The 25,956-nt window shown below is 69.0% G+C and carries 23 protein-coding genes and 1 pseudogene; 12 read left to right on the top strand and 12 right to left on the bottom strand.

Annotation, left to right across the window (positions count from 1 at the left end):
• Positions 1–197 precede the first annotated feature (197 nt).
• Genes ACFQUV_RS15075 through ACFQUV_RS15065 form a run of 3 tightly spaced genes read right to left on the bottom strand, consistent with a single transcriptional unit; the run spans position 198 to position 2,204 of the window.
• Positions 198–506, bottom strand: a complete 309-nt coding sequence (locus tag ACFQUV_RS15075; protein WP_129609970.1) for a hypothetical protein — start codon at positions 504–506, stop codon at positions 198–200.
• A gap of 36 nt (positions 507–542) precedes the next feature.
• Positions 543–1,427: a prephenate dehydratase gene (locus ACFQUV_RS15070; protein ID WP_111388141.1), complete on the bottom strand. Its 885-nt coding sequence runs from the start codon at positions 1,425–1,427 to the stop codon at positions 543–545.
• Positions 1,428–1,460: 33 nt separating this feature from the next.
• The gene (locus tag ACFQUV_RS15065; protein ID WP_129609968.1) at positions 1,461–2,204 is read right to left on the bottom strand and encodes a 3-deoxy-manno-octulosonate cytidylyltransferase; all 744 of its coding nucleotides are present in this window, start codon (positions 2,202–2,204) and stop codon (positions 1,461–1,463) included.
• A gap of 156 nt (positions 2,205–2,360) precedes the next feature.
• Here ACFQUV_RS15065 and ACFQUV_RS15060 point away from each other — a divergent pair.
• The 10 genes and pseudogenes from ACFQUV_RS15060 to ACFQUV_RS15015 form a co-directional block, all read left to right on the top strand.
• Positions 2,361–2,897, top strand: a pseudogene (locus ACFQUV_RS15060) (c-type cytochrome); the annotation flags it as partial.
• A 301-nt stretch (positions 2,898–3,198) separates the two neighbouring features.
• On the top strand, positions 3,199–5,130 hold the full coding sequence (locus tag ACFQUV_RS15055) for an extracellular solute-binding protein (protein ID WP_129609964.1): 1,932 nt from the start codon (positions 3,199–3,201) through the stop codon (positions 5,128–5,130).
• 128 nt (positions 5,131–5,258) lie between these two features.
• Positions 5,259–7,130 (top strand): extracellular solute-binding protein, encoded by a 1,872-nt coding sequence (locus ACFQUV_RS15050; RefSeq protein ID WP_371851721.1) that lies wholly within the window; start codon positions 5,259–5,261, stop codon positions 7,128–7,130.
• Between the two features lie 90 nt (positions 7,131–7,220).
• A complete protein-coding gene (locus ACFQUV_RS15045; protein WP_111387309.1) occupies positions 7,221–8,336 on the top strand; it encodes a microcin C ABC transporter permease YejB in 1,116 nt (371 codons plus the stop codon).
• Positions 8,337–8,338: 2 nt separating this feature from the next.
• On the top strand, positions 8,339–9,568 hold the full coding sequence (locus tag ACFQUV_RS15040) for an ABC transporter permease (protein WP_207211522.1): 1,230 nt from the start codon (positions 8,339–8,341) through the stop codon (positions 9,566–9,568).
• Positions 9,569–9,606: 38 nt separating this feature from the next.
• Positions 9,607–9,846, top strand: a complete 240-nt coding sequence (locus ACFQUV_RS15035; protein WP_244601641.1) for a hypothetical protein — start codon at positions 9,607–9,609, stop codon at positions 9,844–9,846.
• Positions 9,830–10,306: a type II toxin-antitoxin system VapC family toxin gene (locus ACFQUV_RS15030; protein WP_129609960.1), complete on the top strand. Its 477-nt coding sequence runs from the start codon at positions 9,830–9,832 to the stop codon at positions 10,304–10,306. Before ACFQUV_RS15035 ends, ACFQUV_RS15030 begins: the two co-directional genes overlap by 17 nt.
• A complete protein-coding gene (locus ACFQUV_RS15025; protein WP_129609958.1) occupies positions 10,303–11,928 on the top strand; it encodes an ABC transporter ATP-binding protein in 1,626 nt (541 codons plus the stop codon). The genes ACFQUV_RS15030 and ACFQUV_RS15025 overlap by 4 nt, the downstream gene beginning before the upstream one ends.
• 130 nt (positions 11,929–12,058) lie before the next feature.
• Positions 12,059–12,694, top strand: a complete 636-nt coding sequence (locus tag ACFQUV_RS15020; RefSeq protein ID WP_129609956.1) for an NUDIX domain-containing protein — start codon at positions 12,059–12,061, stop codon at positions 12,692–12,694.
• A 5-nt stretch (positions 12,695–12,699) separates the two neighbouring features.
• Complete coding sequence (locus ACFQUV_RS15015; RefSeq protein WP_155479732.1) at positions 12,700–13,416, top strand: DsbA family protein; 717 nt, start codon at positions 12,700–12,702, stop codon at positions 13,414–13,416.
• Between the two features lie 342 nt (positions 13,417–13,758).
• Here ACFQUV_RS15015 and ACFQUV_RS15010 read toward each other — a convergent pair whose 3' ends face one another.
• The 3 genes from ACFQUV_RS15010 to ACFQUV_RS15000 form a co-directional block, all read right to left on the bottom strand.
• Complete coding sequence (locus ACFQUV_RS15010; protein ID WP_129609952.1) at positions 13,759–14,628, bottom strand: NlpC/P60 family protein; 870 nt, start codon at positions 14,626–14,628, stop codon at positions 13,759–13,761.
• Positions 14,629–14,675: 47 nt separating this feature from the next.
• Positions 14,676–15,407 carry a hypothetical protein gene (locus ACFQUV_RS15005; protein WP_129609950.1) on the bottom strand — a complete coding sequence of 244 codons (732 nt, stop codon included), beginning with the start codon at positions 15,405–15,407 and terminating at the stop codon, positions 14,676–14,678.
• A 131-nt stretch (positions 15,408–15,538) separates the two neighbouring features.
• Positions 15,539–16,921: a M17 family metallopeptidase gene (locus ACFQUV_RS15000; RefSeq protein ID WP_129609948.1), complete on the bottom strand. Its 1,383-nt coding sequence runs from the start codon at positions 16,919–16,921 to the stop codon at positions 15,539–15,541.
• Between the two features lie 235 nt (positions 16,922–17,156).
• On the opposite strand from ACFQUV_RS15000, the gene ACFQUV_RS14995 reads away from it, so the two are divergent.
• A complete protein-coding gene (locus ACFQUV_RS14995) occupies positions 17,157–17,783 on the top strand; it encodes a glutathione S-transferase family protein (protein WP_129609946.1) in 627 nt (208 codons plus the stop codon).
• A gap of 143 nt (positions 17,784–17,926) precedes the next feature.
• Positions 17,927–18,760 (top strand): tetratricopeptide repeat protein, encoded by an 834-nt coding sequence (locus ACFQUV_RS14990; protein WP_129609944.1) that lies wholly within the window; start codon positions 17,927–17,929, stop codon positions 18,758–18,760.
• Positions 18,761–18,838: 78 nt separating this feature from the next.
• Here the strand turns inward: ACFQUV_RS14990 and ACFQUV_RS14985 are convergent, their stop codons facing one another.
• From ACFQUV_RS14985 to ACFQUV_RS14960, 6 genes are all read right to left on the bottom strand, one after another.
• Positions 18,839–19,810 carry a type II secretion system F family protein gene (locus ACFQUV_RS14985; protein ID WP_129609942.1) on the bottom strand — a complete coding sequence of 324 codons (972 nt, stop codon included), beginning with the start codon at positions 19,808–19,810 and terminating at the stop codon, positions 18,839–18,841.
• A 26-nt stretch (positions 19,811–19,836) separates the two neighbouring features.
• Positions 19,837–20,814, bottom strand: coding sequence for a type II secretion system F family protein (locus tag ACFQUV_RS14980; protein WP_129609940.1), 978 nt, complete (start codon positions 20,812–20,814; stop codon positions 19,837–19,839).
• An 80-nt stretch (positions 20,815–20,894) separates the two neighbouring features.
• Positions 20,895–22,415, bottom strand: a complete 1,521-nt coding sequence (locus ACFQUV_RS14975; RefSeq protein WP_129609938.1) for a CpaF family protein — start codon at positions 22,413–22,415, stop codon at positions 20,895–20,897.
• Between the two features lie 20 nt (positions 22,416–22,435).
• Entirely contained in the window at positions 22,436–23,707 is a 1,272-nt protein-coding gene (locus ACFQUV_RS14970; protein WP_111384904.1) for an AAA family ATPase, read from the bottom strand.
• On the bottom strand, positions 23,704–24,456 hold the full coding sequence (locus ACFQUV_RS14965) for a CpaD family pilus assembly protein (RefSeq protein ID WP_129609936.1): 753 nt from the start codon (positions 24,454–24,456) through the stop codon (positions 23,704–23,706). The genes ACFQUV_RS14970 and ACFQUV_RS14965 overlap by 4 nt, the downstream gene beginning before the upstream one ends.
• A 24-nt stretch (positions 24,457–24,480) precedes the next feature.
• Positions 24,481–25,932: a type II and III secretion system protein family protein gene (locus tag ACFQUV_RS14960; RefSeq protein ID WP_129609934.1), complete on the bottom strand. Its 1,452-nt coding sequence runs from the start codon at positions 25,930–25,932 to the stop codon at positions 24,481–24,483.
• Positions 25,933–25,956 lie beyond the last annotated feature (24 nt).

The following is a 25,956-nucleotide window of genomic DNA, read 5'->3' as shown; positions in this document are numbered from 1 at the left end:
TCTCATTGAAGCGGCATCCGATCCGACTGGATCGGCCTCCGCTCGAGAAGTCCTTATACCAAGCTTCGTCGATAACGACCGCCTCTCCGCCGTCATGGCCGGGCTTGTCCGGCCATCCACGATCTTGTTCTGGCAAGACCGGAGCCCACGTCGCCGGACAATGCTCTACCGGGCGTGATGGCAGGGCGATCGGCGCCTCACGACGCCGCGGTCAGATCCTCGTAGACCTCGACCTCGATGGCGCCGCCGAGCATCTGGCGCCAGGCCTGGAGGAAGCTCTGGATGCGCAGGTCGGAGGCGATGCGCTGACGGCTCAGCTCCAGCGCCTCGGGCGCCTCGTAGGCAATCTCCTGGATGAACTGGGCGGGATCGTCGACGTTGCGCAGCAGGCGGATGCTGGTGCCGCCGAGCAGGCTGTAGAACGGCGCGGTCGCCTGTACGACGGTGCGCACATAGGCCGGATCGGCCGACGGCAGCGTCACCTTGAGGACCAGGACCCTGCGCACTTTTCCGTCCGCATCCGCCATGGCTCCCCCCGCCGGTCAGATCGTGGCGGCCTCCGTGTGCGACCGCTGCGCGACCGTAGCGCGGAACGGGTGCGCCGGATAGACGCCGAGAATCTTGAGCGACTTCGGCTGCGAGAAGAAGGCCAATTCCTCCAGCGCCAGCTTGAGGCCGGGCTCCTCGGGATGGCCTTCGACGTCGGCGTAGAACTGCGTCGCCGAGAAGGTGCCTTCGAGCATGTAGCTCTCCAGCTTGGTCATGTTGACGCCGTTGGTGGCGAAGCCGCCGAGCGCCTTGTAGAGCGCCGCCGGGATGTTGCGCACCTGGAACACGAAGGTGGTGATCACCGGCCCATTGCCCGGGGCGACCGCGACCGGCTCGCGCGCCAGCACGATGAAGCGGGTGGTCGAGTGGGACTCGTCCTCGATGTCCTGGGCCAGGATGTCGAGGCCGTAGATCTCGGCGGCGAGCCGCGACGCGATGGCGGCGCGGGTCTTGTCGCCGGCCTCGGCGATCATCCGGGCGGCGCCCGCCGTGTCGGCGGCGACCCGGGTCTTGAGGCCGAGCTTGCGCAGGTAGCGGCGGCACTGGCCGAGCGCCATGATGTGGCTCTCGACCGTCTCCAGGTCGTCGAGGGTGGCCCCCTTCACGGCGAGGAGCTGGTTGCGGATCGGCAGGAACCACTCGGCGACGATGCGCAGCCGCGACGTCGGCATCAGGTGGTGAATGTCGGCGACCCGGCCGGCGACCGAGTTCTCGATCGGGATCATGCCGAGCGCCGCCTTGCCCGAGGCGAGCGCCGTGAAGGCGTCCTCGAAGGTCGGGCACGGCAACGGCGTGTAGTCCGGATAGGCTTCGCGGCAGGCGATGTCCGAGTTGGCGCCGGGCTCGCCTTGAAACACGATTTTTCGCTGGCTGGTCATGCGGCTTGGGTTACGCGCTCGGCTCCGCCCGAGTCAATGCGCGCCGGCGAGGATCTCCCGTGCGGCGGCGAGATCCGCGGGCGTGTCCACCCCGAGCGGCACCGAATCGACCACGGCGACGTCGATGCGCATCCCGGCCTCCAGCGCCCGCAGCTGCTCCAGCTTCTCGCGCCGCTCCAGCGTCGACGGTGGCAGCGCCACAAAGCGGGCGAGCGCGTCCCGCCGATAGGCGTACAGGCCGATGTGGTGATAGAGCGGGCCGTCGCCATAGGGCGCCGTCGCGCGGGTGAAGTAGAGAGCGCGCAAGCGCCGCTCCCCGACCGGGGTGCCTACCACCTTCACCACATTGGGGTTGGTCCGCTCCTCGTCGCGCCGGATCACGGCGGCGAGCGTCGCGATGTCGACCGCCGGGTCGGCGAACGGGGCGAGCGCCGCCGCGACGTCGCCGGGCGAGAGCGTCGGCAGGTCGCCCTGGACATTGACCACCACCCGGAACCGCCCCTCCGGATCGATCCGGCCCAGCGCCTCGAAGATGCGGTCGGAGCCCGAGGGATGGTCCGGCCGGGTGAGCACGGCGCGGCCGCCGGCCGCCACGACGGCATCCCGGATCGCCTCCGAGTCGGTCGCCACATAGACCGGGCCGACCCCGGCTTCCTCGGCGCGGGCCAGCACATGGGCGATCATCGGCCGGCCGCCGATGTCGGCGAGCGGCTTGTCGGGCAGGCGGGTGGCGGCCAGCCGGGCCGGGATGAGGACGACGACGTCGGTGTCGGGCATGGGGTACCGCCGGAAAGGCTGCGCCGCGGCGGCGCGAACCGCCGCTTTCGGCGGCGCTTATACGAGTTGCCAGGGCGGCCGCAAACCCGCTATGTCTGGCCGGAACCTCGTCCGGCTACCCCCGCCGTATGCTCGCGCTTTCGGAGCCCCAGTGCGATGGATTCCTACGAACTCAACAAGATCGCCGGTGCCGTGCTGTTCAGCGGCGTCTGCCTGGTCGCCCTCAACATCACCGCCGGCCTCATCTTCTCGCCCGAGAAGCCGGAGCAGCCGGGCTACGTGATCGCCGTCGCGGGCGCCCCCGAGACTCCGAAGGCCGGCGAGGCGCCGGCCGCCGAGCAATCCATCGCGACCCTGCTGGCCACCGCCAGTGCCGAGCGCGGCGAGGCGGCGGCCCGCAAATGCGCCTCCTGCCATACCTTCGACAAGGGCGGCGCCAACAAGGTCGGCCCCAATCTGTGGGGCGTCGTCGGCCGGGCACGTGCGTCGCATGCCGGGTTCAACTATTCTGGCGCGATGACCGCGAAGGGCGGCGAATGGAGCATCGAGGAGCTGAACGCCTTCATCGCCAGCCCGAAAAGCGCCGTGCCGGGCACCACCATGGCATTCGCCGGAGTGCCGAAGGGAAGCGAGCGGGCCGACATCATCGCGTACCTGAACAAGCAGTCCGACGCGCCTGCCCCCCTGCCCAGCACCACGGGCGCGGCATCCCCGGGCCAGCCCCCGACGGAGCCCGCGGCACAGCCGGCACAGCCGCAGCCGGGCAATGCCGGCGCCCAGCCCAATGCGCCGCCGGAGGCGGCGCCACCGCGGCAGTGATCGCATCTCCTGAGGAACGGCCGGGCTCGCCCGGCCGTTCGTCTTTCCGGGCCGTCGTCGGTGCGCACGACGACGTGATCGTCGGGGCGGGCGGGGGGCTGCGACACACTGGCTCCTATCGCAAAACCGACGTATTCGGTCGGAACCGTCGGCCGAGCCTGCATGGAGATGTTTCTTGCGCCTGACCCGCCGTGACCTGCTCCGCTCCACCGTGACCGCCGCCGCCGCGCCGGCCCTGGCGCCGCTCGCCGGCCCGGTGACCGCCGCCCTGGCCGCGCCCCCCGCCGGAACCGCCGCGGCGGAAGCCGCCGCCCCGGCGGCCGGCGCTCCGGCCTGGCGGCACGGCCTGTCGCTGTTCGGCGAGCTGAAATACCCGGACGGGTTCAAGCATTTCGACTACGTGAACCCGGCGGCCCCGAAGGGCGGCGTCGCCCGTCTCGGCGGCTTCGGCACCTTCGACAATCTCAACACCGTGGTGGCCGGCGTGAAGGGCTCGATCGCCGGCGGCGTCGACCTGATCTACGACACCCTGATGGTCGGCGCCCTCGACGAGGTGTCGACCGAGTACGGGCTTCTGGCCGAGGCGGCCCGCCACCCGGACGACTTCGCCTTCGTGACCTACCGGCTGCGTGCCGAGGCGCGCTGGCACGACGGCCGGCCGGTGACCCCCGAGGACGTGATCTTCTCGTTCGAGGCGTTCCGCAAGCACAGCCCGCAGCTCTCCGCCTACTACCGCCACGTCGTGAAGGCCGAGAAGACCGGCGAGCGCGACGTGACCTTCATGTTCGACCAGCCGGGCAACCGCGAGCTGCCGCAGATCGTCGGCCAGCTCTCGGTGCTGCCCAAGCACTGGTGGGAGGGCACCGACGCGCAAGGGCGGCGGCGCGATGTCGGCGCCACCACGCTGGAGCTGCCGCTCGGCTGCGGCGCCTATCGCATCAAGGACGTGGTGCCGGGCCGCACCATCACGTTCGAGCGCGTGAAAGACTACTGGGGCCGCGACCTGCCGGTGAATGTCGGCCGCGACAATTTCGACGAGCTGCGCTTCGAGTATTTCCGCGACACCACGGTGGCGCTGGAGGCGTTCAAGGGCGACCAGCTCGACTGGCGCAGCGAGAACAGCGCCAAGAACTGGGCGACCGCCTACGACTTCCCGGCGGCGCGCGACAAGCGCGTGGTGCTGGAGGAGTTCCCGATCCGCAATCTCGGGATCATGCAGGCGTTCGCGTTCAACACCCGGCGGGACAAGTTCAAGGATCGGCGGGTGCGCCGCGCCTTCAACTTCGCGTTCGACTTCGAGGAGATGAACAAGCAGATCTTCTTCGGCCAGTACAAGCGCATCGCCAGCTATTTCGAAGGCACCGAGCTGGCCTCCTCGGGCCTGCCGGAAGGGCGCGAGCGCGAGATCCTGGAAAGCGTGCGCGACAAGATCCCGGCCGCGGTGTTCACCACCCCCTACACCAACCCGGTGGCCGGCAATCCGGAGGCGGTGCGCGCCAATCTGCGCGAAGGCATGCGGCTCCTGCGCGAGGCCGGATACGAGGTGAAGAACCAGCGGCTGATCGATCCCAAGACCGGCGAGCCCTTCACCATCGAGTTCCTGGTCTCCGATCCGAGCTCGGAGCGCTACGTGCTGTTCTACAAGCCGTCGCTGGAGCGCCTCGGCGCCGTCGTGTCGGTGCGCTCGGTGGACGAGGCGCAGTACGAGAACCGCCTGCGCAACTGGGACTTCGACGTGATCACGGCGGTGTGGCCGCAGTCGCTGTCGCCCGGCAACGAGCAGCGCAGCTTCTGGGGCTCGCAGGCCGCCGATCAGCCGGGCTCGCGCAACTATATCGGCATCCAGGACGCCGGCATCGACGCCCTGATCGACAAGGTGATCTTCGCCGAGAGCCGGGCCGACCTCGTCGCCGCCACCCGGGCGCTCGACCGGGTGCTGCTGGCGCACGACTTCGTGGTGCCGCAGTGGACCTACGGCAAGGTCCGCACGGCACGCTGGGACCGCTTCGGGCGGCCGGAGCGGATGCCCGAGTACGGCCTCGCCGCCTTCCCGACCATCTGGTGGTGGGACGCCTCCCGGGCCGCCAAGACGGGCGGCCGCTCGTGAGGCGCCTCCGCGGCGATGCTCCTTCACCTCTCCCCGCCGAGCGGGGAGAGGTCGGATTCCGCGCGTCGGCGCGGAATCCCCTCACCCCACCCCTCTCCCCGCAAGCGGGGAGAGGGAGTGCCGGCGCAGTGCCAGATCGCCGCGCGCTGCTGATCCTCTCCGGCGCCGCCGGGCTGGCCGCCGCGGCCGGGCTCGTGCCGCGCCGCGCCGGCGCCGCCGCGGTGGAGGCGCCCGAGAGCCACGGCCTCTCGGCCTTCGGCGACCTCAAATACCCGGCCGACTTCCGCCATTTCGACTACGTGAACCCGGCCGCCCCCAAGGGCGGCCTGCTCTCGCTGATCGGCTCGACCCGGCAGTTCAACCAGAACTTCCTCACCTTCAACTCGCTCAACAGCTACATCCTGCGCGGCGACGCGGCGCTCGGCATGGAGCTGACCTTCACCAGCCTGATGACACGCGCGGCCGACGAGCCGGACGCGCTCTACGGGCTCGCGGCGCGCGCCGTGCGGGTCGCGCCCGACGGGCTCGCCTACACGTTCCTGCTGCGGCCCGAGGCACGCTTCCACGACGGCACCCGCATCACGGCGCACGACGTCGTCTTCTCGCTGACCACGCTGAAGACCAAGGGCCATCCGGTGATCGGCCAGCTCATGCGGGACGTGCTGGCGATCGAGGCCGACGACGACACGACCATCACCGTCACCTTCGCCAAGGGCCGCGCCCGCGACGTGCCGCTGTTTGTGGCCGCCCTGCCGATCTTCTCGCGCGCCTATTATGCCAACCGGCCATTCGACGAGACCACCCTCGACGTGCCGCTCGGCTCGGGTCCGTATCGGGTCGGCCGCTTCGAGCCGGGCCGCACCATCGCCTACGAGCGCGTGCGCGACTGGTGGGGCGCGGGACTGCCGGCGATGGTGGGCCAGTATAACTTCGACACCATCCGGTACGAGTTCTACCGCGACCGCGACGTCGCCTTCGAGGGCTTCACCGGCCGTAGCTACCTGTTCCGCGAGGAGTTCACCTCGCGCATCTGGGCGACCCGCTACGATTTCCCGGCGGTGCGCGACGGCCGGGTGAAGCGCGACGTACTCCCCGACGAGACGCCGTCCGGGGCGCAGGGGTGGTTCCTCAACACCCGCCGCGACAAGTTCAAGGATCGCCGGCTGCGCGAGGCGCTGATCGTCGCCTTCGACTTCGAGTGGGCCAACGCCTCGCTGATGTACGGCTCCTATCAGCGCACCCACTCGGTGTTCCAGAACTCCGACATGATGGCCGAAGGCAAGCCCGAGGGCGCCGAGCTGGCGCTGCTCGAACGGTTCCGCGGCCGCATCGCCGACGAGGTGTTCGGCGAGCCCTTCGTGCCGCCCGTCTCGGACGGCTCGGGCCAGGACCGCGCCCTGCTGCGCCGCGCCGTGCAGCTTCTCAACGAGGCCGGCTACCCGGTGAAGAACGGCAAGCGGGTGATGCCGAACGGCGAGCCGCTGACCATCGAGTTCCTGCTCGACGAGCCGGCCTTCCAGCCGCACCACATGCTCTATATCAAGAACCTCGGGCTGATCGGCATCGAGGCCACGCTGCGCATGGTCGATCCGGTGCAGCACCGGGCGCGCATCGACGCCTTCGACTTCGACGCCGTGATCCAGCGCTTCGCCTTCTCGACGACGCCGGGCGACTCGCTGCGCTCCTATTTCTCGTCCCAGGCGGCCGCCCTCAAGGGCACCCAGAACCTCGCCGGCATCGCCGATCCGGTGGTCGATGCGCTGATCGAGGAGGTCATCGCGGCGAACAGCCGCGCCGACCTGGTGGTGGCGGCGCGCGCTCTCGACCGCGTCATCCGGGCCGGGCGATACTGGGTGCCGCACTGGTACAAGCCCTCGCACTGGCTCGCCTACTGGGACGTGTTCGCCCGCCCGGCCACCAAGCCGCGCTATGCCCGCGGCGTGCTGGAGACCTGGTGGACCGACCCGGCCAAGGCCGCCAAGGCCGAGGGAAAAGGGTAGAGTGCCCGGACGCCGGCTCTCCTCTCTCCGCATGCGGGGAGCGGTGAACAGCGGAGCACCTTCCGCACCTGTCGAGGCTGATCGAACCCCATGACCGCCTATATCGTCCGCCGCCTGCTGTTCATGATCCCGACGTTGCTCGGCATCATGCTGGTGTCCTTCGTGGTGGTGCAGTTCGCGCCCGGCGGCCCGGTCGAGCGGGTAATCGCCCAGATCTCCGGCTCCGACACCGGCGCCACCTCGCGCATCTCGGGCTCGGCCGGCGGCGACTTCGGTTCGCGCGCCCAGATGCAGGGCGCCAACCAGTTCGACCCGACCACCTCGAAATACCGTGGCGCCCAAGGTCTCGACCCTGAGTTCATCAAGAGCCTCGAGCGCCAGTTCGGCTTCGACAAGCCGGCGCACGAGCGCTTCCTGATCATGCTGAAGAACTACCTCACCTTCGACTTCGGCAAGAGCTACTTTCGCGACGTGCGGGTGATCGACCTGATCAAGGAGAAGCTGCCGGTCTCGATGTCGCTCGGCATCTGGATGCTGCTGCTCACCTACCTGATCTCGATTCCACTCGGCATCCGCAAGGCGGTGCGCGACGGCACGCCCTTCGACACCTGGACCTCCGGCATCATCATCATCGGCTACGCCATCCCGGGCTTCCTGTTCGCCATCCTGCTGATCATCCTGTTCGCCGGCGGCTCGTTCTTCGATTGGTTCCCGCTGCGCGGCCTGACCTCCGACAACTGGCACCGCCTCGCCTGGTGGCAGAAGATCCTCGATTACTTCTGGCACCTGGTGCTACCGATCCTGTCGATGGGGATCGGCGCCTTCGCCACCATGACGCTGCTGACCAAGAACTCGTTCCTCGACGAGATCCGCAAGCAATACGTGCTCACCGCCCGCGCCAAGGGCTGCACCGAGCGGCAGGTGCTGTACGGCCACGTGTTCCGCAACGCCATGCTGCTGATCATCGCCGGCTTTCCGGGCGCCTTCGTGCACGCCTTCTTCTCCGGCTCGTTGCTGATCGAGACCATCTTCTCGCTCGATGGCCTCGGCCTGCTCGGCTTCGAGAGCGTGCTCAACCGCGACTACCCGGTGGTGTTCGCCACCCTCTACATCTTCTCGCTGGTCGGGCTGATCGTGAACCTGCTGTCCGACCTCACCTACACCTGGGTCGATCCGCGCATCGACTTCGAGACCCGGGAGGTGTGACCATGGACGCCCCGACCGTCGCACCGCCGCGCGCCGCCGAGCCGGCCGGCACCCCGGCTGCCGCCCCCGCCACCACACCCGACACCACCGCGGTCGGCCCGAGCGGCCTGAGCGTGCTGCCCGAGATGCGGCCGCTCGCGGTGTCGCCGATCACCCGCCGGCGCTGGCAGAACTTCAAGGCGAACCGGCGCGGCTTCGTCTCGCTGTGGCTGTTCCTGGTGCTGTTCGTCTTCTCGCTGTTCGCCGAGTTCATCGCCAACGACCGGCCGTTCCTGGTGCGCTACGACGGCGGCTGGTACTTTCCGGTGCTGGTCGATTATCCCGAGACCACCTTCGGGGGCGACTTCGAGACCCGCGCCGATTTCCGCGATCCCTATCTCCAGAAGCAGATCGCCGAGAAGGGCGGCACGCTGTGGTGGCCGCCGATCCGCTACTCCTACAACACCCACAATCTCGACCTGCCGACGCCGGCCCCCTCGCCGCCGACCTGGATGCTCACCGAGGCCCAATGCAAGGCGGTGGTGGAGCGCAAGGGCCTCTCGGGCTGCCGCGACCTCGAATACAACTGGCTCGGCACCGATGATCAGGGCCGCGACGTGGTGGCCCGCCTGCTCTACGGCTTCCGCCTCTCGGTGCTGTTCGGGCTGTGCCTCACCCTGGTGTCCTCGGCCATCGGCGTCGCGGCCGGCGCCGTGCAGGGCTATTTCGGCGGCTGGACCGACCTTTTGTTCCAGCGCTTCATCGAGATCTGGACCTCGATTCCGTCACTCTATCTCCTCCTGATCATCTCGTCGGTGCTGGTACCGGGCTTCTTCGTGCTGCTCGGCATTCTCCTGCTGTTCTCCTGGGTGTCGCTGGTCGGCCTGGTGCGGGCCGAGTTCCTGCGCGGGCGCAACTTCGAGTACGTCCAGGCGGCGCGCGCGCTCGGCGTCTCCAACACGCTGATCATGTTCCGCCACCTCTTGCCGAACGCCATGGTGGCGACCCTGACGTTCCTGCCCTTCATCCTGTCGTCCTCGGTGATGACGCTGACGGCGCTCGACTTCCTCGGCTTCGGCCTGCCGCCCGGCTCGCCCTCGCTCGGCGAGATGCTGAGCCAGGGCAAGGCCAATGTGCAGGCGCCGTGGCTCGGCCTGACGGCGTTCTTCACCGTGGCGGTGATGCTGTCGCTCCTGATCTTCATCGGCGAGGCGGTGCGCGACGCCTTCGACCCGCGCAAGACCTACGGGTGAGATTTCGCTATGATGCGATGCGGCCCGAGGAGGCTGGCATGAACAGGATCGTGCGCGATAACTATCCGGCTGCGAAGCTGCCCGAGGAGCTGCGACCGAGCAGTGATCCGGATGCCCGGGTGCGGGTGACCATCGAGGAGCCCACCGCGCCCCTTTCACAGAGACCCGAACCGACGATGAGCCTCGAGGAAATTTTCTCACTGACGGGGTTTCGCCGACGGTCCAAGCGGGAGATCGACGAGGACGTTCGCCGGGACCGAGATGACTGGGACCACTGAGCCGCGCCCGCGGATCTACATAGACACGAACATCTTCATCTACGCCGTGGAGGGCGAAGCCGCCACGGCTCCGCCGTCGCGTGCCCTGCTCGCAGCGCTTCGAGGCCGACCGGGCACCGCCGTCTCCAGCGAGATCACATTGGCCGAGGTGCTCGCGCCGCCGCGGCGGCCCGATGCGCTGCCCGTCGCCGTGAAGCGGCGAGTCTACCTCGACATGCTGGCCTGGAGTGGCCTAGTGGAGCTGGTGCCCGTGAGTCGGGACATTCTGGTATCAACGGCAGACGTTCGAAGCACCGCGCGCCTGAGGCTGCCCGATGCGATCCATCTGGCCACGGCCATCCATGCACGGTGTGGCTTTTTCGTCTGCGGCGACGACGATTTCCAGTCGCTCCCGGCGGCGATGAAGCGAATCCGCCCCACCACGACCGAGATCGACCAACTCCTGAGGACGCTGGCTTGACTCCCCTCCTCTCCGTGACGGATCTGTCGGTGGCGTTCCGCCAGGGCGGACGCCAGATCCTCGCCGTCGACCGGGTGTCGTTCGACGTCGCGCCGGGCGAGACGGTGGCGCTCGTCGGCGAGTCGGGCTCCGGCAAGTCGGTGACGGCGCTGTCGGTGATGAAGCTGCTGCCCTATCCGGCGGCGAGCCATCCGTCAGGCCGCATCACATTCAAGGGCCAGGAGCTGCTCGGCCGCGCCGAGCACGAGATGCGGCGGGTGCGCGGCGACGACATCGCCATCGTGTTCCAGGAGCCGATGACGTCGCTCAATCCACTGCACACCATCGAGAAGCAGATCGCCGAGATCCTGCTGCTGCACCGCGGCCTCACCGGCGAAGCGGCGCAGCGGCGCATCGTCGAGCTGCTGACCCAGGTCGGCATCCCCGACCCCGAAGGCCGCCTCGGCAGCTATCCGCACCAGCTTTCCGGCGGCCAGCGCCAGCGCGTGATGATCGCCATGGCGCTCGCCAACGAGCCCGATCTGCTGATCGCCGACGAGCCGACCACCGCGCTCGACGTCACCGTGCAGGCGCAGATCCTCGCGCTCCTGAAGGACATTCAGAAGCGGCTCGGCATGGCGATGCTGTTCATCACCCACGATCTCGGCATCGTCCGCAAGATCGCCGATCGGGTGTGCGTGATGAAGCAGGGCCGCATCGTCGAGCACGGTCCGGTCGAGCAGGTGTTCACCGCGCCCGAGCACCCCTATACGCGCCAGCTCCTCGCCGCCGAGCCAAAGCCCGATCCGGCGCCGTTGCAACCCGATGCGCCGGTGGTGGTCGAGACGCGCGACCTCAAGGTGTGGTTCCCGGTGAAGCGCGGCGTGCTGCGCCGGGTGGTCGGCCACATCAAGGCGGTCGACGGCGTCGACATCGCGGTCCGCAAGGGCGAGACGCTCGGGGTGGTGGGCGAGTCCGGCTCCGGCAAGACGACGCTCGGCCTCGCCATCCTGCGGCTGATCTCCTCGGACGGGCCGATCGTCTTTCTAGGCAGCCCGCTGCAAGGGCTGAAGTTCAAGCAGATGCGGCCGTTCCGCCGCGACATGCAGATCGTCTTCCAGGACCCGTTCGGCTCGCTCTCGCCGCGCATGTCGATCGCCGACATCATCGCCGAGGGCCTGTGGGTGCATCATCCGAAGATGCCGGAGGCCGAGCGCGAGCAGCGGGTGATCAACGCGCTCACCGATGTCGGGCTCGATCCGGAGTCGCGCTTCCGCTATCCGCACGAATATTCGGGCGGTCAGCGCCAGCGCATCGCGGTCGCCCGTGCGCTGGTGCTGGAGCCGACCTTCATGGTGCTCGACGAGCCGACCAGCGCCCTCGACATGCTGATCCAGTCGCAGATCGTCGACTTGCTGCGCGATCTCCAGAAGCGGCGCAACCTCACCTACCTGTTCATCTCGCACGACCTGCGCGTCGTCGCTGCGCTGGCGAGCCGGCTGATCGTCATGCGGCACGGCAAGGTGGTGGAGGAAGGCCCCGCCGCGACGCTGTTCAAGACGCCGCGGAGCGCCTATACGCGCGCCCTGTTCGCCGCCGCGTTCAATCTCGACATCGCGCCCGAGGGCGTGGTGGCGCAGTGACGGCGGCGCCGGGATTCGCGGCACCGGGCCGGACGAATGCGTCGAGAGCATGGCCCGCGGCACGGAAAAACTCCGGCCCTGCTGCGAGAGTGCGGTCTTGCATCGCACCATCTTGTGCTATGAGGCGGCGATGAACGAGCAGTCCCGTCCCGTCCTTCTCGCCGACGAGCCCGCCGACGTGCGGCTCGACGGACCCGAGCTGATCGGCCCCGGATTCCGGCGGCTGGAGCGCTACGCCGTCACTCTGTCGCATGGCGACGACACGCCGGTGACGCTGTCGCGCGACATCCTGCGCATCGGCCGCACGGTGGGCATCGTCGCCGTCGATCTCGCCCGCGACGAGATCGTGCTGATCCGCCAGTTCCGCCTCGCCGCCCATCTCGCCACCGGGCTCGGCGAGATCCTGGAAATTCCGGCCGGCTACATCGAGGCCGCCGAGGCGCCGGCCGTGGCCGCGGCGCGCGAATGCCAGGAGGAGATCGGCGTGCCGCCGCGGGCGCTGCGCGAGATCTTCCGCTTCCTGCCGGCGCCCGGAATGCTGGAGGAGTTCGCCACCATCTTCCTGGTCTCTGTCGATGCCACCGCGGTGCCGCCGCGCGCCGGCGCCGACCACGAGATCGAGCACACCCGCCCGATCCGCGTGCCGATCGACGAGGCGATCGCCGGGCTGCGGAGTGGCGCCTTCTACAACGGTTATCTGCTGCTGGCGCTGCAATGGCTGGCGCTCAACCGCGATCGCCTCGCGGTTCTGCTCGGAGAGGACTGACCCCCATGACCATTCCGTATCGCCCCGCCGCGGTGGCGGGCTTGCTGGCGCTCGTCCTGATGATCGGTGCCGTCGCGGCCGGCGTGTCGCCGACCCGGGCGCAGGAGGGCGCGCTGCATCCGATCAAGGGCGAGGACGGCAAGCCGGTGCTGAACTACAAGGTCCCGGTCGAGCTGGAGAGCCGCATCGAGGAGCTTGCCGGCGTCGTGGTGGTCGGCAACCCGAAGGGTGACGTCACCATCGCGGAGTTCTACGATCTCAACTGCCCGTTCTGCCGCCGCGCCTCCGCCGATATCGCCGCGATGATCGAGGCCGACCGCGAGCTGCGGGTGGTGCTGGTGCCGTTCCCGGTGCTCGGCGTCGCCTCCATCCAGGCGGCACGGGTCGAGCTGGCGGTCATCAAGCTCGCCACCCCGGCCCAGGTGATGGCCTTCCATCGCAAGGTCTATGCGGGCCGCGGCACCATCGACGGCAAGCGCGCGCTCGCCGCCGCCAAGGATGTCGGCCTGCCGATCGCCAAGGTGACGGCCGCGGCCGACGAGGATTCGATCACCGACACGATGCTGTCGCATGTGCGCCTCGGCGATGCCCTCGGCCTCCAGGCGACGCCGTCCTACATCGTCAAGGGCGTGGCGGTGCTCGGCCATCCGGGTCGCAAGGCGCTGGAGGGTATCGTCGCCGCGATCCGCCGCTGCGACGCGCCGAGCTGCGACGGAAAGTGAGCGGCGGCGCGGCCGCCGTCACGCCGCCGGCGTGCCGGCCTGATCACATTGTTTCCAGGTGATCACTTCGTCGTCGTTCCGGGGCGCGGCCTCCGGATCGGCGCGTCGCGCCGTCCGGGCGCCGCGAGCCCGGAACCCAGCGAAACACGTCATGACGCGGCAAACTTTGGACTCTCGGCTGGATTCCGGACAGCCGCTTCGCGGCTTCCGGAATGACCACCGAATGGTTCAGCCGGATTTCTAGAGCGGAATCCGATCCAACTGGATCGGACACCACTCTAGAAGTCCTTGCGCGGTCGAATTTTCGACGGCGAACCGGCGTCCACTTCGCCGGAAAATGCTCTAATCACACCGCAGCCGGCGCACGCTGGTGATCGGGCTGCCCGCCGCGGCGATGCGGGCCACCGCCGCCGCCGTCGGCTCCACCGCCACCATCATGTGGTGGGCATTGGCGTGCAGGATCGTGGTCGCGTCGCGCACGATCGCTACATGGCCCGGCCAGAAGATCAGGTCGCCGCGGCGGTACGCCGCCTGAGCGTGCGGATCGGCGAGCGGAGCGCCGAGCGCCCGCTCCTGCATGTCGCTGTCGCGCGGCGCGGTGACGCCGGCGGCCGCGAGCGCCACCTGCACCAGCCCCGAGCAGTCGAGGCCGAGGCTGGTCTTGCCGCCCCACAGATACGGCGTGCCGACGAACCTCTCCGCCACCGCGACGTGATCCGGCTCGCTCGTGCCGGCCGGCGCGAGATGCGCCGCGAACACGAAACCGCCGCCGGCCAGCACCGCGAAAACCCCCTCCGTGCGCATCACCGCGACACGCGCGCCGAGCGACAGCGTCGCCAGCGGCGCCGTCTTGATGGAAGGAGCCGGGAACACGAAGGTGCGCAGCGCCGCCACCCGGTGGGTCGGCGCCGGGCCGTCGGGCCCCAGCGCCTCGCTCGGCAGCCAGCCGACATAGCCGTCGGCGAGCTGGCCCCAGGTCCAACCCTCGTCGTTCTCCTCGTAGACGGTGACGCGCTCGCCGAAAAGCGCCTCGGTGTCGAGCGGCGCGTCGTGCTCCGGCCGGCGGCGCAGCGGCGCCTGCGGCGCCACCACGGCGCGCACGACGCCGTCGACGAAGCGCGCCGCGTCGACCCGCCCGCGCAGATGCGCCGCCGCGAGGTCCGGCCGCGCCGGGGTGAGCCGGGGATCGAGCGTGTTCGTATTCTCAGCCATCGCCCATATGCACACTGATGGCCTTTGCAAATAAACTTCCTTCACGCCTATTTCGGTCGCTCACTCGGCTGCCTACCCCCCGCAGCAGGTGCGGGTTTAGGAGTTTCATTTAGAATGAGAGGCTTGGCAGATTGAACCGCCCGCGCGGGGGAACCTTCACCGCTCCGAACAGGCGCCATCACCGAGGGTTCAGGGGCGTTCCGCTTCACAACAGCAAGGGCAGGATTATTCAGAACCTCTTGCGCCTTTACTATCAACAAGCGAAGCTTTGAAAACTGCTCGGAATTCAGGTATGCAGACCTAGCCCCGACAGAACCAGAGGCGATCGCTACATTCAGTTTTCCGCTCAAATCATTAAAGACAGTGAAGCTCAAGCCACCGCGCGTCGCATACTTCGCCTCGAAGAACGGGTACGGAGTTACGCTCTCATTGGCCTTTGCTATATAGTCGACACCTTCTAAAAGCTCACCAATTTCATCATAGTCCACAAAAGATCGACTGACATGCTTTCCGTACCCTCCATACTCGGAAATCTCAAGAACTAATCCTTTAGTTTCTGATCCAGTCTTCGCGCTTTTGAATGTCATCGCGGTGACCGAAACCTCGCCCTGTGCTTTCACAACACCAATCTCGGCATATCCCTTGACGATTACCGAGCCGACTTCCCCCGTAAAAGCCTCAAGTTTCGTTTTCGGATTCGAAACTAGAGAATCCTGGGCAAAAATAGGATGATTACAAACTACAATGAATAATATCGAGACGAAAACTCTGGGTCGCATCGCTCTTCTGCCTAATAAAACAGTATCTTAACCCTACATCGCATCAGACCGCACCGCAACCGCAATCGGCCAGTTTAGTCGTCGGCCAATTCACAGGCGTGTCAGTGCGCGTGGGACAACCTCGAGCCCCGTCATCCGTACCGCTCGCACAGGAGCGCGTAGAGGGCGCGCGCCGCCTGGCACTCGCCGCCCTCCGGCCGGCCCGGCCGCGCCGACGGCGTCCAGGCGTAGATGTCGAGATGCAGGAAGCTCTTCGCCGCGGCGACGAAGCGGGCGAGAAACAGGGCGCAGAGGATCGAGCCGGCGAAGCCGCCGGTGCCGACATTGTTGATGTCCGCCACCTTGGAATCGAGCATCGACTCGTAGGGCCGCCACAGCGGCAGCCGCCACACCGGGTCGTGCTCGGCCGCGGCGTGGCGGGCGAGGTCGTGAGCGAGCGCGTCGTCGTCGGTATAGAACGGCGGCAGCTCCGGCCCCAGCGCGACGCGCGCGGCGCCGGTCAGCGTGCCCATGTCGATCAGCAGGTCGGGCGCCTCCTCGTCGGCGAGCGCCAGCGCATCGGCGAGCACGAGGCGGCCTTCGGCGTCGGTGTTGCCGATCTCGACCGTGAGGCCGCGGCGCGAGCGGACGACGTCGAGCGGCCGCATGGCGTCGCCCGACACGGCGTTCTCCACCGCCGGGATCAGCACGCGCAGGCGCACCGGCAGCCCGCGGCCCATGATCATGTGGGCGAGCGCCAGCATGCTGGCGGCGCCGCCCATGTCCTTCTTCATCAGCCGCATGGCGGCCTCAGTCTTGAGATCGAGGCCGCCGGTGTCGAAGCACACGCCCTTGCCGACCAGCGTCACCTTGGGGGCGGCGGGATCGCCCCACACGATGTCGATCAGCCGCGGGGCCCGCGCCGAGGCGCGGCCGACCGCATGGACGAGCGGCAGGTTCTCGGCCAGCAGCGCCTCGCCGACGACGCTGCGCAGGCGGCCGCCATGGCGCTCGGCGAGCTTGCGGGCCACCTCCTCCAGCTCCGCCGGCCCCATGTCGTTCGACGGCGTGTTGACGAGGTCGCGAGCCAGATAGACGGCCTCCGCCACACAGGCGAGATCGTGGCCCGCCCCCTCGGGCGGGACCAGGCGGACCTCGCCGGCCGTGTCACCACCGTCGCGGTAGCGGCCGAACCGATAGGCGCCGAGCGCGAAGGCGAGCGCCGCGAGCCGGGCATCCGCCGGCGGCTCGGCGAAGCGGTAGGTGCCGCGCGGCAGCAGCCCCGGCAGCCGCCCGGGCTGGAACGGGTCGCGGCCCGCCTGGCCGGACGGCTCGATCCCGAACAGCACCCCGGCGAGGCGCCCCTGCCCGTCCGGGACCAGCAGGTGCCGCCCCGGCTTCGGCTCGAACCCGACCGCATCGGCGAACGCCACCGCGGCGGGATCGAGCCGCCCCCGCAGCGCCGGCCAGGTGCCGGGATCGACCAGCCAGATCGGGGTTGCGGTCGTGTCGTTGCTCGCGAATGCCGGCTGCATGTCCGCCCGTGCCCGTTCCGCCGTGTTCATCTCGGTCATCGCCCTGCTAGCACGCGACCGGGGTGACTTGAAGCCGCCCGCCGCGCGGGCGCCAGAGCGGCGCGGGCGCAAGACCAGCGCGGGTGGCAGACCGGCGCGGGTGGCAGACCGGCGCGAACCCGCGTGGACGCCCGGCCGGCCTTCGACTATGCGATCGCAGGCGCGACCGGACGCGCCAGCATCGCGAGGACCCCGCATGGCGATCGACTTTTACGCCTTCGACACCCCCAACGGCCGCAAGATCAGCGTGGCGTTGGAGGAGATGGCGCTGCCCTACACCGTCAAGGTCGTCGACATCACCAAGGACGAGCAGTTCGCCCCCGCCTTCCTGGCGATCAGCCCCAACAACAAGATCCCGGCGATCGTCGATCCCGACGGCCCGGACGGCCAGCCGATCAGCGTGTTCGAGTCGGGCGCCATCCTGATCTATCTGGCCGAGAAGACCGGCCGCTTCCTGCCGCGCGATCTCCGCGCCCGGGTGCCGGTGCTGGAATGGCTGATGTTCCAGGTCGGCGGATTCGGCCCGATGCCGGGCCAGGTGCATCACTTCATCGGCCTCGACAGCGAGGCGGACCGCCGCTACGGCCTCGCCCGCTTCCAGAAGGAGACGCACCGGCTCTACGGCGTGATGGACCGCCGCCTGGCGGACCGCGACTTCTTCGCCGGCGACATCTCGATCGCCGATTTCGCCATCGTGGGCTGGGCCTGGCGGCACCAGCGCCATCAGGTCGATCTCGCCCAATATCCCAATGTGCGGCGCTGGTACGACACCATGATGGCCCGGCCGGCGGTGGCGCGCGGCTTCGCGGTGCCGCTGAAGTAGCGGGCGGGCACCGGCCCGTCGCCCCGAGTCGGTCACCGCGTGATTCTGAAGGAGCGGAATACTTTAACCGGGTGTTAGGGTTAACGGTCTACTTCTGGTCTCGTGCCGGCCCTGGTCACGGCTGGCCCGAGTGAGGTTTCACCGTGTCCCGCCGCCCGCGCTCCCCCCACCGTCTGCTCACCTCCGCCGCCCTCGCCGGCGTGCTCGCCCTCGCCACCGCCGGCTGCTCCACCACGGGCGGGCCGCTGCTGCTGCGCGCGACCGGGAGCGCCGAGCGCGTCGCCACCACGCCCGCAGTGGCGCGCAGCGAGGCCGACTGGCGCCGCGAGGTCGACACCTGGGGGGCGCGCTACCGCGCCGACCCCTCCGACCGCACCACCGCCATGGCCTATGCGAAGGCGCTGTCGGCGACCGAGCGGCGCGCCGAGGCGGTATCGGTGCTGGAGCAGATCTCGCTGCGCAACCCGAAGGACCCGGCGCTGCTCGGCGCCTATGGCCGGGCTCTCGCCGATGCCGGCCGCTTCGAGCAGGCCCTCGACGTGCTCGGCCGCGCCCACAGCCCCGACCGACCCGACTGGCGCATCCTGTCGGCGCAGGGCGCCGTGCTCGACCAGCTCGGCCGCCACAAGGACGCGCAGGCCTACTACGCCAGCGCCCTCAAGATCGTGCCCGGCGAGCCAACCGTGCTGTCCAATCTCGGGCTGTCCTATGCCCTCGCCAAGGACCTGCGGCGCGCCGAGGCGACGCTGCGCGAGGCCGTGGGGCGGCCCGACGCCGACCCGCGGGTGCGGCAGAACCTCGCCCTGGTGGTGGGCCTGCAAGGGCGCTTCACCGATGCCGAGGATCTGGCCCGCGCCGACCTGCCGGCCGACGAGGCGTCCGCCAACGTCGCCTATCTGCGCGAGATGCTGGCCGAGAAGGGCGACATCAAGCGGATCGGCCGCCCGGCCCCGATCGCGGCGCGCGGCCGCTCGTGAGCGTGCGGCCGGCTTCCCCGGTCTTCACCTCCCCCTGGAGAGAGACGGCCGACCGGGGCCACGTCGCCGAAGAATGCTCTATTTCAGCGACATCACCTGGATGGCGGCCGGCCCCAGGATGACGATGAACAGCACCGGCAGGAAGAACACGATCATCGGCACGGTGAGCTTGGGCGGCAGCGCGGCGGCGCGCTTCTCCGCCTCGGCCATGCGCATGTCGCGGTTCTCCTGCGCCATCACCCGCAGCGCATGAGCCATCGGGGTGCCGTAGCGCTCCGACTGTTGCAGCGCCAGGCAGACCGACTTGACGCCGTCGAGGCCGGTGCGCTTGGCGAGATTCTCGTACGCCTGCTTGCGGTCCGGCAGATAGGACAGCTCGGCCGTGGTCAGCATCAGCTCCTCGGCAAGCGGGATCGACTGGGCGCCGACCTCCTGGCCGACCCGGCGCAACGCCGCCTCGATCGACATGCCGGACTCGACGCAGATCAGCAGCAGATCGAGGGCGTCCGGAAACGCCCGCCGGATCGAGAGCTGGCGCTTCTGAATCTTGTTCTTGAGGACGAGCGGTGGAAGCTGGATGCCGAAGAAGGTGGCCGCGATGCAGATACCCAGCTTGACCGTCGTCGGCTGGTCGAGATCGAGAAGAACGAAGACGTACAGGATCGACGCCAGCAGCATCACCAGGGGCGCCACCGCTCGGAAGAACAGGAAGCCCACATAGGGCGCCGATCCGCGATATCCGGCCTGGGTGAGAAGGACGCGCGCCTCCTCCTGGCCGAGCCACTTGTTCAGATTGAACTGCTCGACCACGCGCTGCATGTACTGCTTGGGCGAGGCGCGCAGCTTGACCCGATCGCCGCGCGCCAGCCGCTCGCGTTCGCGCTGGCGCATGCGCTCTCGCTCGATCGCCACCGCGTTCATCCGCTTCTCCAGCGTGTCGGTGGCGAGCAGCGGCATGGCGAGCGTCAGGACGGTGGCTCCCGCCGCGATGGCGGAGAGCACCATCAGCAGCAGCCGGCTGTCGTGGAGGATATCGACCAAGTCGGGCATGGCACGCAGCCTCGGACCGTACGGGTTCAGAAGTCGAAATTGATCATCTTGCGCATCACCAGGATGCCGGCCCCCATCCACATGGCCGAGCAGGCCAGCAGGAAGTGCCCGGTGGGATGCGTCCACAGGATCGAGATGTAATCGGGACTGGTGATGAACACGGTCAGCATCACCAGCGGCGGCAGCGCCCCGATGATGGTGGCCGACGCCTTCGCCTCCATCGACATAGCGGCGATCTTCTCCTTCATCTTCTTGCGATCGCGCAGCACCTTGGAAAGATTGCCGAGGGCTTCCGAGAGATTGCCGCCGGCCTGCTGCTGGATCGCCACGACGATGCCGAAGAAGTTCGCCTCGGCCACCGGAATGCGATCGTAGAGGCGGCCGCAGGCTTCGCCGAGCGGCATGCCGACGGCCTGGGTCTCCAGGATGGCGCGGAACTCGCTGCGGATCGGCTCGTCGGAGTCGGCGACGATCACCTTCATGGAGTCGAACAGCGGCAGCCCCGCCTTGATGCCGCGGACGATGACGTCGACCGCATCGGGAAAGTGCTGGAGAAACTTCGCCTCGCGCCGCTTGCGCAGGTAGGAGAGGAGCCACGACGGCAGCCCACCGCCGGCCGCGAAGCCCAGCGCGATCGCCGGCAGGAGCCCGCCCCCCACCAGCAGCACCAGGGCGAACACCGAGACCCCGAGCACCCCGCTGAGGACCATGAATTTCTGCTTCGACCAGTCGAGCCCGGCGCGGGCGATGCGCACCGAGAGCGACGGCCTGTTGACCTTGCGGCCCCGCGCCTCGATCTCCTTGAGGGTCTCCTCGAGCTGCTCGCGGCGGGCGCGCTGCGGGCCGCGCGCCGCCTGCCGCCGCGCCGGCTCGGGCCGCGCCAGGGCGCCGACCCGCTGCTCCGCCGCCTTCTCGCCGGAGAGAAGCGGGAACAGGAACACCCACGCGACGCCGCCGACCGAGACGGTGACGAGGAACACGAGCGCGATCGCTTGCAGGGACATGACGCTACTCCTCGTGCCGCCCCCTCCCCTGCCGGAGACGCGGGACGGCCCGTTACACGACACGACGGCGCGCCGCCCCGCTAGGCGGCTCCGCTCCGCTCCGCGGCATCGAGCGCCGCCGCCAGGCGGACGTCCTCGCCGAAATAGCGGGCCCGCTCCCAGAAGCGCGGCCGTCCGATGCCGGTCGACCGATGGCGACCGATCAGCCGGCCATTGGCATCCTCGCCGAGCAGATCGAAGAGGAACAGATCCTGGGTGATGATGACGTCGCCTTCGAGCCCCATCACCTCGGTGATGTGGGTGATCTTGCGCGAGCCGTCGCGCAGACGCGCCGCCTGGATCACCACATCGACCGAGGCGCACACCATCTCGCGGATGGTGCGCGAGGGCAGCGAGAACCCACCCATGGTGATCATCGATTCGAGACGCGACAACGCCTCGCGCGGGTTGTTGGCGTGCAGCGTCCCCATCGAGCCGTCATGGCCGGTGTTCATCGCCTGCAACAGGTCGAACGCCTCGGGTCCGCGCACCTCGCCGACGATGATGCGCTCGGGCCGCATGCGCAGGCAGTTGCGCACCAGGTCGCGCATCGTCACCTGGCCCTCGCCCTCCAGATTGGGCGGCCGCGTCTCCAGGCGGACGACATGCGGCTGCTGGAGCTGAAGCTCGGCCGCGTCCTCGCAGGTGATCACCCGCTCGTCGTCGTCGATGTAACGGGTGAGACAGTTGAGCAGCGTCGTCTTGCCGGAGCCGGTGCCTCCCGACACGATGGCGTTGACCCGACAGCGGCCGATGATCTTCAGGATCTCGGCGCCCTCGGGCGAGATGGTGCCGTAACGGACGAGCTGCTCGAGGGTGAGCTTGTCCTTCTTGAACTTGCGGATGGTGAGCGCCGGCCCGTCGATGGCGAGCGGCGGCACGATGACGTTGACGCGCGAGCCGTCCGGCAGGCGGGCGTCGCAGATCGGCGAGGATTCGTCGACGCGCCGGCCGACCTGGCTGACGATGCGCTGGCAGATGTTGAGGAGCTGCTGGTTGTCGCGGAAGCGGATGCCGGTCTTCTGGATCTTGCCGGCGACCTCGATGTAGACGGTGCCCGACCCGTTGACCATCACGTCGGCGATGTCGTCGCGCGCCAGCAGCGGCTCCAGCGGGCCGTAGCCGAGCACGTCGTTGCAGATGTCGTCGAGCAGCTCCTCCTGCTCGGCGATCGACATCACGATGTTCTTGATCGCGATGATCTCGTTGACGATGTCGCGGATTTCCTCGCGCGCCGACTCGACGTCGAGGCGGGCCAGCTGGGCGAGGTCGATGGCCTCGATCAGGGCCCCGAAGATGGCGCTCTTGGTCTCGTAATAGGAATCCGAGCGACGCGAATCGACCGCCGCCGGGGCCCGCACCGGGGACGGCGCGTCGGCGAGTGTCGGCACCCGTCCGCCCACGGTGGCGGGCGGCGGCACCATCGGGGCCGCGAGGCCGCTGGACGGGAATGGGGCAGGCCCCGCCTCGGTCCGCTCGGGCGGCGGCGGCGCCACGGGCGCCGGCGTCATCCGCGGCACATCCCTGGCTTCCGTCGGCAGGCCGGACCGTCTTCCGAACACGCGCGCACTCCGGTGGGTTGTCAGCGACTGAACAGCTTGCCGAGCAGCGGCGTCAGCCGCCCGGCCCGGTTCTTCTTGGCATCGGATCGCCCCGTCAGAATCTGAGCGAGCTGCCGGAACGTCTCGGCGGTGCGGTGCGACGACGAGACTTCGGCGATCATCTGCCCGTTGTTGGCCGCGGTGCCGAACAGCTGCGGCTCGAACGGGATGATGGCGACGGGCTCGTCCTCCAGCGCCTTGGCGAAGTCCGGCGGCTTGATCTCGGGGCGCTTCGGCACCCCGACCTGGTTGAGGCAGTAGAGCGGGCGCCGGTCGTTCGGGCGCGCGCTCCTGAGCATGTCGACGATGTTCTTGGCGTTGCGGAGGCTGGCGAGATCCGGGGCCGCGACCAGCAGGATCTCGTCTGCGCCGACCAGCACGCGCTTGGTCCAGGCCGACCACAGATGCGGCACGTCGAGGACCACGCAGGGCACGCTGGCGCGCAGCGAGTCGATCACCGGGTCGAAGCTCTCGGGCGGGAAGTCGTAGACTCGGTCGATGGTCGCCGGCGCGGCGAGCAAACTGAGGTGATCGGTGCACTTCGACAGCAGCCGGTCGATGAAGGCGGTGTCGACGCGCTCGGGCGAGAACACCGCATCGGCGATGCCCTGCGGTGGGTCCTGGTTGTAGTCGAGGCTGGCGGTGCCGAAAGCGAGATCGAGATCGGTGACCACCGTGTCGAGCGCGAGATCGCGGGCCACCGCCCAGGCGATGTTGTGAGCGACCGTGGAGGCGCCGACGCCGCCCTTGGCACCGACCACGGCGACGATGCGGCCGACCGGCTTGGCGCTCGGGGCGTGAAACAGCGTGCTCACCGCCCGCACCACGGCGACCGGGGCGACCGGCGCGATCAGGTACTCGCTGATGCCGCGCCGGACCAGCTCGCGGTAGAGGCCGACATCGTTATGGTGGCCGACCACGATGACGCGGGTCGCGGCGTCGCAGACCTCGGCGAGGTCGTCGAGCGAGCCCAGGATCTCCTCGCCACGGTTCTCCGTCTCCAGCATGATCACGTTGGGGGTCGGGGCGTTGCGATACGCCTCGATGGCGGCCGCCATGCCGCCCATCTGGACGCGGACATGCGCCTTGATCATGCGGCGGTCACCGGCGGCGGCCTGCACGGCCGCGGCCGACTCCGCGGTCTCGCAGAACGCCTGCACGGAAACGCGAGGCACCGGCGCGATGTAATCGTCGTCGCTGGCGGCGACGATGGTTTCCGGAGCGGCGGCCGCTTGTCGAGGATACGTGATCATTTGCCCAGATCGCTGATCTTGCCCTTGTCTTCCTTCGGGTATTCGCCTCCGGTCGGCTGGCCTTTCTGGTACTTGTCGAGCACCACCGAGCGGCGTGCGCTCGGGATCGGCGTGCTGCCGCGCGGCTGCACCAGATCGTGCGGATCGTCGACCATGGCGGCCAGGTTGCGCTGGGTGGCGCAACCGAGATTGTGGTAGGGCCGGTTGGTCATGTACTCGGGATTGGCGTAGTTCGGCCCGAGATCGTCGGGCCACAGGCCGCACGGCCCCGCCGAGGCCACCATGCGCGGGTAGCGCACCCGCAGGGTGGCGAGCTGGGTCGCGAGCCGCGGCCGGTAGGGCTGGACCGCGATGGCGTTCGGCGGCAGGCCGCCGGCATGCAGCAGCGCCTGCACCTCGGGCAGCGCATCGGCAGCCGCGCGCTCGTTCGGGGTTCCGGCCGGCAGCTCGATGACGATGCCGCCGGTCGCCTCGCGCTGCCAGGAGCGCGCGAAGGACAGCACCTGCGCCCGCTGGTTGGGGTTGAGCCCGCCGCGATTGGTGCCGATGAACAGCTCCATCGCCTGGTCGCCCTCCTGCACGGTGATCGGATGCCGGAGGCGGTAGTCGGACGGCACGCTGCCGGTCTGCTCGCGCGCCGTGGTGGTGCAGGCGCCGACGAAGCCCGCCATCAGCAGCACGGCGAGGCGGTGCAGCAGAACCGCGCGGGGCCGGCGGCGCGGCGGGGTGATCGGATCGGCTCGGGTCATGGGGCGCTCTCCGGTCCGTGCCGGTCAATCGAGAATGAAGCCGTACTTGCCGAAATAGGTTCGGCGCGCATCGACGCTGCCGCGGACGCCGTAGAGACGATTGAGCCGCCCCATCAGCACCGAGGAGGGGTCCGACATGTCGGCGAATCCATCGTCGGGACGCGACAGCTCCTTCGGCGCGACCGCGCGCACCGTGTAGGGCGTCACCAGGATGACCAGCTCGGACTGGCGATTCACGTAGTCGCGGCTGCGGAACAGCGTGCCGAGCACCGGAAGCTGCAACAGGCCCGGAAAGCCGTTGATCTGCTGCTTGGTCTGCTCCTGGATCATGCCGGCCATCGCCAGCATGCCGCCGGACGGCACCTCGACCAGCGTCTCGGCCCGCCGGGTGCGGATCGACGGCACCGTGACGGTCGGGCCGCCGATGGTCGGCTGCAAGGTGATCGAGCCCTCGTTGGAGAGATCCGACACCTCGGTCATCACCTTGAGGCTGATGCGGCCCTCGCTCAGCACCACCGGCGTGAACGACAGGCCGATGCCGAACTTCTTGAACTGCACCGACACCTGGCAGTTGCGCCCGGTCTGGTCGCAGGTCAGGCCGCCCGGAATCGGAAACTCGCCGCCCGCCAGGAACGAGGCGCTCTCGCCCGAGATCGCGCTCAGATTGGGCTCGGCGAGCGTGCGGATGACACCGGCCCGCTCCATCGCCTTGAGGGTCGCGGTCACCTTGCCGCCGAAGCCGGCGGTCAGCGCCGTCGGACTGAGCTGCTGGCCATAGGCCGAGAACGGGTTCGAGGTGTTGAAGTCCAGCACCGCGTTGCCGCCGCCGATCTGGCCGTTGAGATCGATGCCGAGCTGCTTGATGACGTCGCGCTGGATCTCGGCCACCGTCACCTTCAGCATCACCTGGTCGCGGCCCTTGATGCTGATGGCGTTGACCACCTTGGTGTCGGAGCCGACCAGCCGCGTCGCGATATCGAACGCCTGCTGCGACTCGCCGGGGCTCGACACCGAGCCGGTGAGCATGACGCCGTCGCCGACCCCCTCGATGGACACGTCGCCGGCCGGAAACATCCGCCGCAGCGTCGCCTTGAGGCCGTTCAGGTCGCGCGTCACCGCGATGTCGAAGCCGGCGATCTGGGCGCCCGCGTCGTCGAAGAAGTAGACGCTGGCCTGTCCGATCTTGACGCCGATCAGGTAGGCACGGCGCGACGAGCGGATCACCGCATTGGCGATCAGCGGGTCGGACACCAGCACGTCCTTCACGTCGCGCGGCAGATCGATCACCACCGACTTGCCGATACCGAGCTGTACCGGCTGGGCGCCGCCCTCCAGGGCCACCGGGTCGACGGGGAGAGGCGCCGGAGGCGGCACGCCGCGCGGATCGGCGGCGCCGGCCGTGCCGGCCGCCACGATCGCCGCGCCGGCGAGCAGGATGCCGAGCACCAGCCCCCGGATCGTCGTCCTGATGGACATCTCAACCCCCCCGTCGCGGCGCGC

Origin of the sequence: Rhodoplanes sp. P11 (genome assembly GCF_964266735.1) — a bacterium.
GTDB classification, from domain to species: Bacteria; Pseudomonadota; Alphaproteobacteria; order Rhizobiales; family Xanthobacteraceae; genus Rhodoplanes; species Rhodoplanes serenus.
Note: the sequence above shows the minus strand (reverse complement) of the source record. Positions and strands in the feature narration are given on the sequence as shown.